Below are 13,691 nucleotides of genomic sequence, written 5' to 3'. Positions count from 1 at the left end.
TCTGCCCCAAGGTCTTTTTGCTCGCAAGAAAGTCCAGTCCCGCATCGCCGTCGTATGCTACACCAGACCCTGTCCTCATCCTCACAGCCGGCGGCGCATGTTTCATCTCATCTTCGGCCTCCCCTGGCTGGTCGTCCTCGTCCGCTTCATCCAGCCTCTTCCCTGGCTCTGGTCGGCAAAGGCGGCTCTGGCCATCCTGCTTCTGCTGGCCTCCCAGTATCACCTGTTCAGCCGCATCTCCTCGGGCTCCGTCTTCTCGCCGGAGTTTCCGCGCTGGCTGGTGATCGGCTTCAACCTGCTGTTCGGTGCCATCATTCTTCTGGCCGTTCTCCAGATCGCGCTCGATCTGGTGTCGCTCGGGCTCGCCCTCGTGAAAGGTCACTGGATCGCCGTGCCGCCAGTGGTCCGGTACGCCATGGGCGTTACGGCGCTGGTCACGGCAGGCATCGGCGTTGCCAATGCCATCCGCGTTCCCCCGCTGAAATCGATCGAGATCGCCATTCCCGACCTGCCGCCGTCCTTCGACGGCTATCGGATGCTGCAGCTGACCGACATGCATATCAGCCGGCTCTTTCCACGAGCCTGGGCCGAAGCGGTCGTCGGGAAGGCCAATGCACTCGCACCGGACGTCATCGTCATCACCGGCGACCTGATCGACGGAAGTCTGGAAAACCGCCGCGACGATGTGGCGCCGCTCGCCGGTCTCAGCGCCCGCGACGGCGTGATCGCCATTCCCGGCAACCACGAATATTTCTTCGGCTATACCGGATGGATGGCCCATTTTGCCTCGCTCGGCATGACGGTGCTCGAAAACGCGCATGTGTCGGTCGCCCGGGACGGTGGCTCGATCACCATTGCGGGCGTAACCGATCTTTCCGCGCGCGCCAACGGCCTGCCCGGCCCCGATCTGGCGCAAGCCCTGAAGGGCGCGCCGTCCGACGCGCCGATCATCCTTCTCGACCACCAGCCGCGCGAGGCGCAGACGGCCGCGGCAGCCGGGGTCGCGTTGCAGCTTTCGGGCCACACCCATGGCGGCATGGTGATCGGCCTCGACCGCCTCGTTTCCGGCCCGAACAACGGTTTCGTCTCCGGCCTCTACACGGTCGGCGGCCTGCAGCTTTACGTCAACAATGGCACCGGCCTCTGGCCCGGCTTCGCGCTCCGCCTCGGCCGCCCTTCGGAACTCACGGTCATCACCTTCCGCCGCAAGGGATAGAAGACGTCACCTAGCCTCGCGCCCGAAGAGCCGCCGTCAGCGGCAGGCGCGTGGCGGCAAACGCCGGAACAAGACCGCCGAGCGCGCCGATCGCCAGGCCGAGCAGCCCGGCGACGACAGCGACATCCGGCGTCACCGACAGCTGGAAGGCGAGCCGCGCATTGTTGGCCCCGATGGTGCTGGCCTGCCAGCCATTGAAGGCGAGCCAGGACACGACGAGGCCGAGGACCACGCCGACAGCGGCCAGGCACAACGCTTCCACCCAGGTTCCGACGAAGGCGGCAGATCGTCGGAAACCGAGCGCCCGGACCGTGGCGATCTCGACCGTCCTGTCGGACACCGAACTCATCATCGTGTTCAGCGCCCCCGCCGTCGCGCCGAGCGCCATCAGCAAGGCCAGCGGCCAGGCGAAAAGGCGGATGAGCCGCGCCGTGCGGCCCGATTGCGCCGCATAGAGATCCGCCTCCGACAGCGCAGACAAAGGCACCGTTCCGACCGTCGCCAATCGGGCCTGCAGACGCCCGAGCCCGGACGGGTCCATCAATCGCAGGCGCAGGCTCTGCACCGCATTTTCCCGATCGAAGGCCGCACGCACCGCATCGAGATCGGCCCAGATCTCGGACTCGAACGCGCTGCCATGCGCCGAAAACTGCCCGACCACCGTCCAGTCCACGGCGCCAAGCCGGACGCTGCGGCCGACCGTCATGCCGAGCGTGGCGGCAAGCTGGTCGCCGACGACGATCTCCCGCGCACCCGGCACGAAGAGCCGCCCTGCCGATAGCGCAACCTGATCGCGCATGGCGGCTCCCGCGCGATCCATGCCACGGACAGCAATGGTGCGGGCCGCCTCGTCGCCGGCCGTCTCGACGTCCACCGCCACCACGATCTCCCGCGAGGCGACCAGTTGTCCTGCCGCATCCCGGACGACGCCGATATCGCCCGTCGTCGCCTGCAGGGTGCGGACGGCCTCGGCCGGAATATCCGAACCGCTTTCCTGCTGCGTGCCGCCGCCGAGAACCACGGCCACCCGGGGCGATCCCGCTCCGGCAAGCGCGCGCTCGAAACCCTTGGCCAAAGCCAGAAAACCGGCAAGCACGCAAACGACGAGGGCGATGGACAAGGCCATCGACAGGGAGATGGCCAGACGACGCGGCAGGCTGAGAAGATTGACACGGATGAGGATGCCGGTCTGTCTGAGAAGCATGGACATGGAGATCACCGTGTTCTGAAGGCGTTGATGACGGGAATGCGAAGCGCCGCGATGGCCGGAAGCGCGCCGGTCGCAAGACTGAGCGCGACCATGATCGCCACACCCTTGGCGAGCACCGCACCCGAAAAGACGAGCCCGAGCTCGGCTCCGGCAAGCTGCGCGGCAAGCCATGCCAGAGACAACCCGACGCTCCCGCCAAGCAGTACGACGAAGAAGGTCTCCACCAGAACGAGCGCGACGATATGGCCCCGCGAGAAGCCGAGCGTCTTCAAGACGCCGATCTCGAAGGTCCGCTCCCGGATCGCGAAGATCATCGTGTTGATCACGATCATCAGCAGCGTGACGAAAGCCGCGCCGACGACGAGGTTCACGATCAGCCCGACATCGGCATATTGCCGGAGGAACGCCTCCAGGAACTGCTTCTCCGACTGGGTCTGCGTGGGCGTGGCGGAGCTGGAAAACCGCGCATCGATCCGGGCGGCGAGAACGGCTGGAGACACGGCCGGCGATGGCAAGACGACGAAGGCATCGACCATATCCCGTCCGCGCGCCCGGACAGCGTTCACATAGTCGAAGCGGGCAATCATGAAATAGGTATCGGTCGAGGCCGTCTCGCCGTCGAAAATGCCGGCAATCTCGAACCGCCAGTCGCGACCGCCCGCCTGCCGGAACACATCGAACGCCGTGATGGTCACGCGCTGACCGACCACCCAGCCCTGTGCCTCGGCCAGCGCCCGGCCGACGAGCACGCGGTCACGCGCGCCGTCCATGGCCGAGAGCAGCGCCGGCGTCAGACCCAGGCCCTTGCCGTTGACCTGCATCAATCGCGGCATATCCGCCGCGCTGACGGCAATCCTGTTCTTCTCGACACCCGCATAGCCCCGCAGGCGCGCGACATAGCCGACGGCGGCGACGTCGGGGATGTCGGCAAGTCTGGACAGCAACTGGATCGGCAGCGCCTGTGCCCGCCCGCCGGCACTGGTGATACCGAGGATATCCTCGCTCGCCGCCGAAGCGCTCTGGGCTCCCCCAAGGAAACTCGTCGTCAGGCCATAGATCAGGAACGCGATGGCGATACAGATGATGAGGAGAACGGCGCGCAGGGGTTTCCGCAGCGCGTTGCGTTTCGCGAGAGAGTAAAAGCTCATCGAGGCGCCCTCGCCTCTTCGACGAAAACACCTTTGTCGAGATGCAGCGTCCGCTTCGCAAGCCGGGCCGCCTGCGGATCGTGCGTCACCATGAGGATCGTCTTGCCGAGCACCTGATTAAGCGTCTGCAACATCTCCAGGATGTCATCGGCGGACGTGCGATCGAGATCGCCGGTCGGCTCGTCGCAAAGCAGAAGGCCCGGATCGGCGACGATAGCCCGGGCGATGCCGACGCGCTGTTGCTGACCGCCCGACATCATGCCGGGATATTGCCGCTCGCGTCCGGAGAGCCCGACGAGATCGAGCACGCGCTCCACCCGCAGACGCCGCTCCCGCGCCGAGAGAGGCTTCAGAAGAAGCGGGAGTTCGACATTCTCCGCGGCATTCAGCATGGGCAGAAGATTGTAGAACTGAAAGACGATGCCCATGTGATGCGCCCGCCAGGCGCCACGGGCCGCCTCGCCCATCTGGTCGAGCTGATGCGTGCCGATGCGCACGCGCCCGGCATCCGGTCGGTCGATCCCGGCCAGCATGTTGAGAAGCGTCGATTTTCCGGAGCCGGAAGGCCCCATGACGGCCACGAAGTCGCCGCGGGGGATCGCCAGATCGAGGCCGGAAAAGATCGGGATTGCCTGCCCGGCAATACGATAGGCTTTGCTGACGCTCTCCAGTCGAATGTAGATGTCCGGCGTTTCCGTCATGGCGCGATATCTCCTGTCGGGTGGATGGGAATGCGAATGCGCGCCGCCATGTTGGGCCGCAGCCCCTGCGGCGGATCAACGAGGTCGAGGCGGAGCGCCACCGTTCCCTTTTCAGCCGAGGCGACCGGCGCAAGACGCCGGATTGCAACCCGAAATGGCTTGTCCGGAAACGCATCGAGCACGGCCTCGCCGGCAAGCCCCGGCGTCAGCACCGCGACCGTGGTCTCCGCCACATCCGCATCGATCACGAGGCGGTTCATATCGGTCAGCGTCATCAGGCTCTGCTCTTCGCGAACACTGTCGGCGCGCGACAGAACCGTATCGCCGACATGCACGGAGAGGCCGGTCACCCTTCCCGAGAAGGGTGCGGAAATCATCTGCTCCTCGAGACGCTCCTGCGCGATGCGAAGCGAAATTCCCGCACTTTCGACCGCCTGGCGCGCCTGCGCCGCGGCATTCTCGGCCTGATCCCGCCGAAGGCGGGCCTGATCGAGCGCCTGTCTGGACACGGCGTCGCTCGCAAAGAGCCGGTCTGTCCGGTCGCGTTCGGCCTCGGCTTGCGAAAGGTCGATGCTCCGTGCGGCCTCTTGCAGCTGCGCGGCGGCCTGTGCGGCTTGTGCCTGCTCGAGCGCGAACCTGGCATCGCGATCTTCCAGCACGACGAGCACCTGCCCGCGCCGCACGAGATCGCCAATATCGACGGCAACCGTGATGACCCGGCCTTCATATCGCGAAAAAATCCGGGTTCCCTGCTCTGCGACGACGAAGCCCGAGCCGGTGATTTCGCGAACGGCCAAGGGCACGGCCGGCGACGGGGCAACCGCATCGGATGCAGACGATGCCGGTGTCTGGGGCGCGGCCGTCTGGTCCCGCGGCGGCGATGCCGTCCGTCCAGAAAAGACGTCCGCACCGTGCGAAAACAGCAAGGCCGCACTGCCTGCGCCGGCCATGAGAACAAGGACGCCGATGGCGATGATAGGCCGACGCGATGGATCACGCGTCGGGATGGAAGCTGGCCTTGCCTCGGACGAGAAGGATTGAAGCGTCTCGACGAGGGAGAGGGCGTGAGGTGTGGGATGGTCGATCTGGTGTTTCATGCCCCCAGACTGACGATCGCCGATCTCAGTCGAGACCTGAAACGGGATGGAGGTCGTGCTCGATCGCGTTCGAGGACGCTTTCTCCCGCCATTGCAGCGGCGTCATCTCGGTCACGCGCTTGAACTCGCGGTTGAAATTCGATTTTGTCTGAAAGCCGACATCGAACATGATTTCGGTGACCGAACGCCCGGTCTCCGTCAGCAGCCGGCAGGCCTCCGCGATGCGCTGCTCGTTGACATATTGCGAGACGTTCTTTCCGGTTGCGCGGTTGATGGCGGCGGAGATCTGGCGGGCGGGTATTCCGGCCTTGCGGGCCAGGCGGTCGAGGTTGAGATCGACGTCGCGATAGACGCGCTTTGTCTGCAGGCGTTCGATGGCGTCCATCGTCCCGGCCTCTTCGGCGGTTGCTGCCTCGGGGACCGGCCCTTCGAAAGCCGGCGCTTCGAACCCCGGAACGTCCGGAGCGGACGGCAGGACCGGGACCCGTTCCGGCGGCGCACCGGTCGATGCGGCTGCGATCGACAGGATCACGAGCAGGCAGAGATTGGCGATTGCGATCACCGGCCGGACATAGGCGCCTTGCGCCCAGGCGAGATCCAGAACGACGAACAGATCGACGGCTGCCGAGAGAAGAAGGCAAAGTGCTGTGAACAGACTGGCGCGATAGGCCGGCGCCGCGCCCTCGAACGGCGCCAGTCGCAAGGCATCCGTGCCGGGCCGCATGAGACGGAGAATGGCAAGGGCATAGCCGACGAAGATCGCGATCAAAGCCGCATCGATCGCCTCCCGCGCCAGAATGAGGAGCAGCACGATTGCCAGGGCGGGAAGCCCATGAACCCCATACCGCCACCACCCCCACGGCCTCTTCCTCCGCACGAGATTTTCAACACCGGCATAGGCAAGCGGCGGAACGAGCGCCGGCCCGACAGGCGCCAGAAACATCATCGCCTGCACGTCATAGCCCCAGCGCAGCCCGGAGAGGACCGATTGCCAGATGCCGATGACGATCAAGACGATCAGCGCAAGACGCCGCGACACCCCCTCGTCCCGTCGAAGCACGGTGGCGAGAAGCAGGAGAAGCAGCAGGGCAACAACGAAGGGCAGCGGAATGAAGGGCATCGGGAGCGCGACGATCTGGATGAAGACGAAAGCGCCATCATGGCAAATTCCGATGCCTCGGGCGACCTCGATCAGGATCAAGGTCGCGGGGGTGACGATGGCTTGACCGCCATCGTCCCCGCCCCATCAGTCCCGGCAATGTCGATCACGTTCTCCACCGTCCAGCATGGTTGAACACCCAGCACCATCGGATGCCCCTACCGGCCGAGCATGCGGTGCAGCACCCGGCCAGAAGGCACGCCATCCCCTCCCCCGCGTCACGCATCCCAGAAACACCAAAACCCCCGGCCATTACGGCGCGGGGGTTTTGGTGTGTCGGTTTTTATCTGTGGTGTGTTTTGGTTGCGGGGGCTCACAACCAACGATTCCTGCGATTGGTTGAGCGACGCGTTCTGCAGATCGCAGCGTGACATCATCCACCGCCTTCGACGAATACAAACTATACTTCGAGAAAAATGTTTAGTTGTTGCGCCGTTGGCGGAATCGAGCGTCACGTATTTAGGGACGTTTCCTGCGTTCAATTGCCCCCTGAAAAAACAGCAGGCGAGCGACGATTCCCAAGGGCGAGGCCGCTCTATCCACCGCCTAAGCGGCCCGCTGAACAGCGGGCAAATTGGCACGGATGATACAGCCGCTATCATAGCCAGGCCGCGGCCATGTCGATCAACTGTTCGCCAAAAGACCATGCCACCGGTCCTGTCCTTGGCTATGCAAGCGACTGGGACGGCAATCGCTTGACGCACCGACGGCTTGGGTCAACCCACCAAAATATTGTCTTGCGCCCGTTTGCAGTACTCATAAAGCAGCTCGTATCGCCAAGCATCGTAGCTTGTGATGCTCGACCGCCTGAAGGATTGGAAACAACGCTGCTCGATGGAGAAAGGCATTCGAAACGACGCTATTGTAGCCCAAACTCCGCCAATACCGCCGATTTGTCGACAGCACTCTCCCATCAGCCTAATCTGCTTCGAGAACCCACAAACCGCGTCCCGAAGTTTCAGGCCACCCAAAGCATTTTGCTAGCTGTTGCTGAGGTCCAGGCCTGGTTGAACGGACTACAGTCTATGAAACAAACCAGTCAAAATCGTCATCGCCAAATTCCCCTCCGAATCCTGGAAGAATGATTTCCGCCTTTCCTGATATTGTCCCCGTAGTGTAGTTTTTCAGCACTGCTGATTTTGTTGCGGAACCGTCATAGAGCCGGATATTCTGGCCACCGCCCGGAGATCCAAGAACCCAGTTTTCCCATTCTCCGGAATTTGCTTGTAGTGAAGAATTGGAGTCCGGAACGAGCCTCCGCCACGATCCTTTCATCAACGGAAGTCCTTCGGTCAATTCTAGTACAGTGTGCTTTGTTGGCCTCACCAGCCTCAGCTTGAAAACTGCCACGACATTACCTCCGTTGGTCATTCCCTAATGTAAAAAGCTGCCGGCAGTCAGCGCCGCACGCGCCTCCAGACACCTGGTCTATCCGCGCTATTTGCAGCTTATCTTGGCCGGCGAGACTTCCCGCTCAATCCTCTCATCTCCCACTCGATTGTCGGTGTATTTCTCGACGTCCTTTTCGTTCTTAATGACGGTGAAGTTGCCGGTAAGGGTCCTCTTGCCGCCCTTCACATTTTCCAGTTCCCACGTAAAGCCGCACATATAGCTGGGCTTGGCGCTGCCGTCATGGCTGCATTTGATAACGGCTTCCTTGTCGCCGAGGCTATCGTTTCGAAAGCTTGTCTTGCACGCTGGCGCCGCGCTCGCGGCTCCTGCGTACGAAAGGCAGAGCATGGCCGGTACAAGTAAAAGCATCTTCGACATGTAAAGCTCCATTCTGCTGATTGACCGTTCCATCGGGTTTGTATCCTGCTTGCAATGTTTCGCCTGAATTGGGTTAGCGTGGTTTACTACCAGGTCGCTGAATATCGTGGATCTCGATCCTCGCGGAGAAGCTGGGGCCAGATGCGACGAAGGTTGAGTTGTTGAACATGTCGACCTCGGTCACCGGCTCGCGAGCCGTTCGATGGCTGGACCGCGTATCGTGGCTGGAATGCGGCTCGATGACTCTGGTGGGGTCTTTCGATTCTTTGCCCGCCATCGACTGGCTCGGCTGACCGGAAGGCGCTCTAGGCTTTGGGTAGTCAATATATGTCGCAGGCATTCTGCGATCGCGCTCTTCGACATAGACGTAGATTTTACCCTCTCCTAGTTCCTCGAGCCGGGCCGCGTCCACGCTGATGTCGTGAAACTCCCAGATCGTTTGAATGTTCTTGGTATTGTCTCCCCGCATCTCATAGCGAACGTCGCGCGGGTGTACCGGCGATCTGCGGACACCGCTTGTGTCTGAAACCTCGTGGACCAGCCACGTTCGCACGAACGGCGTTCGCAGGTTCCTGTTCGGATCGTCGATACGCTGTTTCCTGAGTGCGTCCCGAGCCTCGGCACTGATATCCAGTTCCCTGATGCCAACCGATGCTGGACCTGTCAGCGTCAGGTTCGATACCGTCAACGTCCCGTTCGCCATCGTGGTTTTAACCTTGAGATTGCGGTCAGGAAGCAACTGGCTCCAAACCACGATGGGTTCCGAAACCCTGATGTCGCCCAGTATGCTGTTTGCCTGGAAGCGCACCAAACCAAACCGAACGAACGGGTTCGTGGCGTTTTCGGTTGTCAGGTCGATATCGACAAACCACTCTTCCCGATCTGTATCGAAGCATGGAACGTAAGTGAGCAGGCTCGCCTTCAACGGGACAAATGCATCAGGACTGTCGTCTGTGCGGCCTGGCAGCCGAATGGGAACGGCCACGTTTTCGCGAACTTCGGGATCATGCGGGTTCGATGCTCGGGCCACGTCATCGAGATCGGCGTCGATGAACACGGATTTCGACATCAATGTTTCCTTCGATGGCGCACGGTCCTCCCTGATCGGGTCGCCTCCCCAACGGGTGATGAACGAGCCAGCTACCCCCAAGTCTGCATCGACAAGGTTCGTGACGTCCAGTTGGCCGGCCCGATGATCCAGGACAACCTTGTTCAACTCCGTCGGTGCCTTGGCGGAGAAGATCGTTGGTGGCCAGACAACCAGACCTACGCGCTCGCCCTGCCCGGAGGAATACCAGCTGCGCTTGAGATACACCCGGGTTTTCGCGTGACGGATTAGCTCGAAGACCGTCTCGGCACCCTCGCCATGCCTTGGCTTTCGTTCGATGGAGATCATCGGAACGGGTGCCTCCGCGTCGCACTTGGCTGGCCGGACCGTCGACGGCAACCAGACGCGCTGCGTTTCGCCGCGTTGCCTTAACTCTTGCTGCTGCAGCTCCTGCCGCAGCAGCACCCGCGACCTGGCCTTTTCGCCATCCCAGAAGGGTGCGGTCTGGAAGTCGGTTGCGAACCGGGAATAGGAAATGGGGCGCAGGAGAAGTTCTCGCGCTCTTCCGTCTGGAAATGCATGGACCTGCAGTGCCTTGAGGAGTGGCAGGCCATGTTCGTCGACGATCACCTCGCCCGATCGCGCCAAGGCATGGACGAATGCCAGGTCGATCGCTGCCATTCCACCGGCGTCTATGCCCTTGAGGATATCTGCGGGAAGATTGGCTGGATGCCCCAGGAATTCGATGCGCAGCAAGGTGACGCGCGACGTCGCCAGTGAGACTTTGCCCGTGACGGGATCGATATCCTGGAAGCCATAGACATCGCGAACGGTAGCGTCTGCGCGATCGCCATTCAGGTCGAAGCGCCTTGGCCATGTCCCCGCCAGGCGGGCGCGCAGAGACCGCTTTCGTTCCGGATTGTCGAACACCGGGTCGCGGGGCGAAACCGTTTCGGCTTCGATTTCAATGGTCCCGGTAGTGGATGCGTGAAATTTCAGCTGCCCCCTCAGCAGGTAATCCTTGGTCAAGGCGACGTTCGTGCCCGCCTCTTCAACAATTTTTGACTGTTCTTCCCATTTGCGGGAGCGCAGCGTCCCGGCCGCAGGCAGGTCCTGTCCCAACCCCTTTCGTGCAGCAGGTCGCAGAAGCGAAATGCCCTGCAACTGAGGTGCGGCGAAAGGACGATTGACCGCATGCGCAAGGCGAATGGTTTCGAAGGCGGAAAGCTCGGGGATATTCGTCTGAGACTTGATCTTGTCGACGACCACGTCAGCCACGTCCTTGAGGTTCGAAGGGACGGCGAGCCCACGCGTGGTCGGCGTCCCGCCGGGGGTCTCGGCTTTTGCCAACAGGAGTTTGAGACAATCCGAAATTCCGGGATCGACGGCTGGCTTGTCAGCCTGTGTCATGCCGGCTTTCGTCGCTGGCCCCTTGCCCTGATGAGCTAGGGCGAGCGCACCGAGCGTCTCGATCAGGGCAAATTTTTTGGCAAGCTGTTCTGCAGACGGCAGATAGAAGACATCGGCTTCGAAATCGTCGCCTCGCAACAGTTCGATCTCGACGACGACGACGGGCTCGCCGCCGGGCGCACCAATCCTGATTCCGTCGTATGTCGATGCCGAAATGCGCGTCACCGGACGACCGCTTTTCGGATTGGCACGTGTCTGGTTTGACTTTCGAACCTGTAGGACGACGGGCTTGCGGTTGGGATAGGCACCAAGCTTGTCGTTCTCGACAACAACCGCATCGCCAGCCACCACGCTCGTGCCGGTGTAGCGGAACCGGATGAACATCTCCTCGGCGGCGGGATCTGGCCTGAAGGGGGCGTGCTGATGGCTGGTCCGGCTCCGACCTGTAAAAACACCGGTTCCCTGCGCTCCGTCCGACCCGTCGGGCGCTCGGCGTGATTGTTGCTCTGACCAGCCAAGAGCGCGGCTCAGGTCGATCTTTCCGTCATCGAACCCGGGGCGGCTTTTCGTTACCAAGGACGGAAATCGCGGCGCCGGCTTGTCTTGCGAAGAAAAGCGGGGAGGAAGACCGAAAGCGACTTTCTTCAAGCCGCCCTCTAACATCGCCGCCCGCGTCCCCAACACGTCGAGACTGCTGTGCCGCAACAATTCGTCGAGCGACGCTTCCGGTGGGATGATCACCCGGATGGTGTCTGGACCACTCAGCCGCGTCGAGAGCGGGACATACTGGCGCCCCTTGATGAATGGCTCCGCAGTCTTGAGGTCCTCCGGATCATTTCCAATCACGCCGCCTGCCGAGCGCAGGATCGCAGAGAGGTGACGCTCGAAGTCCATTGGCGATGGCCGGCTGCCGACGGCAATGGCCTCCGGCAGCAGGACGATGGGGGCGCCCAGAGCCTCGTGCCGCAGGAAGCGGCGTGCCGGCGTCGCATATCGTTCGTCTATACTGCCCGCTACGATCGACACCCCACCGGGGTACACTGGACGGGCAAGTTTCCGATACGTTTCGCCATAGCGCAGCGGCGGTAGCCTGAGATCACGCTGCGTCGGCAAGTCGAGCTCGGTCGATACTCCAAGCTCGAGCACGTCTCCGGCGTCCAATGCGCGAGAATCTTCGCCACAATAGACCGCCATCGGCGAGCCATCCCAGGTTCCCAGCGCCTGCTCGACAATCGCTTCTCGCTCGACCCCCTCCCCCGTGCCCGTGACAGGGACAAGCCGCGTCGCAGTCGTCAGGATGGATTGATCAATCATCCGACGGCGCGGCGTGCCCTTCTTGCCAAGCATTATTTCGATCAACCGGGCCGTCTTGGCGGGATTGGCGTCTCCATCCAGGCGATAGTCGACGCTGCGTTCGGCAAGGCTGCGCCAATGTGTCATGTCCTTGCGCACCAGGCCGATTTGCAGGCGCATTCCAACCATGAGGTCTTCCGCGTCGATCTCGAACGGGCCAGAGTCCCCACACGCGTCGCACGCCTGTTTCGCGCGTGAAAGCGTTCGCACCATTGCGCGCGCCCGCCCCCGGTCGATCAGTGTCAGGCCCGATGACTTGAAGAGCTGCGGCCGTTCATTAGCGACGGACCCATAGAACCGGTCGACCTCCACAGCCCTGCGCACATCAAGCGTGACGAGCTCGTGCCTGGGATCGCCTGTGTCGGTTTTCGTGTTCAAGTCAATGAAGCCGTCTCGAATGTCCGTGCACGTATCGATGCTGGTGGTCGGCCAGAAGCCAGTTTTCTCCAACTTCGCCCAGGTGCTGACAACCGGAAGTCCCGGTATCTTGTCGGCCTTGACAGTCACCTTGAGCTTTCCGGACAGGTCTGCTGGAATATCCTTGCTGCGTACGACGACATCGACCGCGAAACCAAAAAGACGGCTCCACGCCGGAGACGAGCTGATTGCGTAATAAGCCGCCAGCGCCATGCGCAGCTTTGCATTCGCTGCCTGGTCTTTGGTTGCATCTTCGCCCACTTGCTTGGGCGGGCCCGCATCCGTTTGCGGATGATAACCGTATCTGTGGCTGGATACCGCGTCGGCAGCTTCCTTGGAGGTCCCTGCGACGACTTCCGCGACAAGGGCTGCATGATCCTTTTCATCGGCCGCCGCGCATTTCTCGCCTTTCCACCAGTCATTCGCGTTCTTGCGGTCTTTGGCGGTGTCCATGACAAGCTTGTCGAATTCCAGCTCCCACCGCTCCTTGCGCAGATCATCGGCGGACCTTTCCGCCACGCCGGCGGAAGCGCCACGCATTTCGGGCTCTGGGTCTGTTTCTGGCTGCGCCAGTCCTGCAAGCCTTCGGGCGACGGCTGCCGCGCGCTCAAATTCCTTGTGGAAGGCAATGTCGCCTTGTTTCACCGGGATCACCGAGGTGATGCTTATGACACCGCCCGCGACCTCGCTCGCGGCGATCGCGGGATGCTTGCCGTCGTCTGTGCCGGGTGCCTTTGGATTTGCATCGGTTATCGCGCCTTTCGTCGACGCAGACTGCAAGGAGTGCCTGATCGTCGTGGCAAGGCTCTTCCACACCGCGTCGTCAGGGTCGGCGGCGACTGCCCCCTGCCATGCCTTGTTGATGCCCGCGTAGACCGCCGATAGGTCCTTTGAACTCTCAAGGTAGTCTACGACGGCCGGCACAGGTTGCACCGTGGTCCCGTCGTCAAAGTCGATTTTAATCCGATATTTGTCAGCGGCTTCCGGCTTCTTTGCAAAATAGGTCCGGATCTCTTCTGGCCAGGCGTGCAGGCTGATTGTCGATGTGTCGGGGGTCTCCTGGAAGACAGGCGAGACCAGCAACGTGATCCGCAGGTCGCCGGAGGGTTCTCGTCCACTTGCTATCGCCCGAAGATAGGGTTTTACGGCTACACTCATCACC

At 62.2% G+C, this 13,691-nt stretch carries 8 protein-coding genes and 1 pseudogene; 1 reads left to right on the top strand and 8 read right to left on the bottom strand.

The genetic code is table 11. The features are described from left to right. The first annotated feature begins 97 nt into the window (after positions 1-97). Entirely contained in the window at positions 98-1,216 is a 1,119-nt protein-coding gene (locus ASG39_RS00090; RefSeq protein ID WP_062591657.1) for a metallophosphoesterase, read from the top strand. A 10-nt stretch (positions 1,217-1,226) separates the two neighbouring features. On the opposite strand, the gene ASG39_RS00085 is transcribed toward ASG39_RS00090, so the two are convergent. The 8 genes and pseudogenes from ASG39_RS00085 to ASG39_RS00055 all read right to left on the bottom strand — a co-directional run bounded on the left by ASG39_RS00085 (position 1,227) and on the right by ASG39_RS00055 (position 13,687). Next, positions 1,227-2,426, bottom strand: a complete 1,200-nt coding sequence (locus ASG39_RS00085; RefSeq protein WP_062593242.1) for an ABC transporter permease — start codon at positions 2,424-2,426, stop codon at positions 1,227-1,229. 5 nt (positions 2,427-2,431) lie between these two features. After that, the gene (locus ASG39_RS00080) at positions 2,432-3,574 is read right to left on the bottom strand and encodes an ABC transporter permease (protein ID WP_062591656.1); all 1,143 of its coding nucleotides are present in this window, start codon (positions 3,572-3,574) and stop codon (positions 2,432-2,434) included. After that, entirely contained in the window at positions 3,571-4,275 is a 705-nt protein-coding gene (locus tag ASG39_RS00075) for an ABC transporter ATP-binding protein (protein ID WP_062591655.1), read from the bottom strand. The genes ASG39_RS00080 and ASG39_RS00075 overlap by 4 nt, the downstream gene beginning before the upstream one ends. Beyond that, a complete protein-coding gene (locus ASG39_RS00070; RefSeq protein WP_062591654.1) occupies positions 4,272-5,372 on the bottom strand; it encodes an efflux RND transporter periplasmic adaptor subunit in 1,101 nt (366 codons plus the stop codon). Before ASG39_RS00070 ends, ASG39_RS00075 begins: the two co-directional genes overlap by 4 nt. A 25-nt stretch (positions 5,373-5,397) precedes the next feature. Continuing rightward, positions 5,398-6,533, bottom strand: a pseudogene (locus tag ASG39_RS00065) (AraC family transcriptional regulator). Between the two features lie 1,021 nt (positions 6,534-7,554). After that, positions 7,555-7,881, bottom strand: a complete 327-nt coding sequence (locus tag ASG39_RS23585; RefSeq protein ID WP_156467960.1) for a hypothetical protein — start codon at positions 7,879-7,881, stop codon at positions 7,555-7,557. Between the two features lie 87 nt (positions 7,882-7,968). Further along, positions 7,969-8,334 (bottom strand): hypothetical protein, encoded by a 366-nt coding sequence (locus ASG39_RS00060; protein WP_062591653.1) that lies wholly within the window; start codon positions 8,332-8,334, stop codon positions 7,969-7,971. Between the two features lie 40 nt (positions 8,335-8,374). Further along, on the bottom strand, positions 8,375-13,687 hold the full coding sequence (locus ASG39_RS00055) for a hypothetical protein (protein WP_062591652.1): 5,313 nt from the start codon (positions 13,685-13,687) through the stop codon (positions 8,375-8,377). Positions 13,688-13,691 lie beyond the last annotated feature (4 nt).

Source organism: Rhizobium sp. Leaf371 (assembly GCF_001424045.1).
Taxonomy (GTDB): Bacteria; Pseudomonadota; Alphaproteobacteria; order Rhizobiales; family Rhizobiaceae; genus Ferranicluibacter.
Note: the sequence above shows the minus strand (reverse complement) of the source record. Positions and strands in the feature narration are given on the sequence as shown.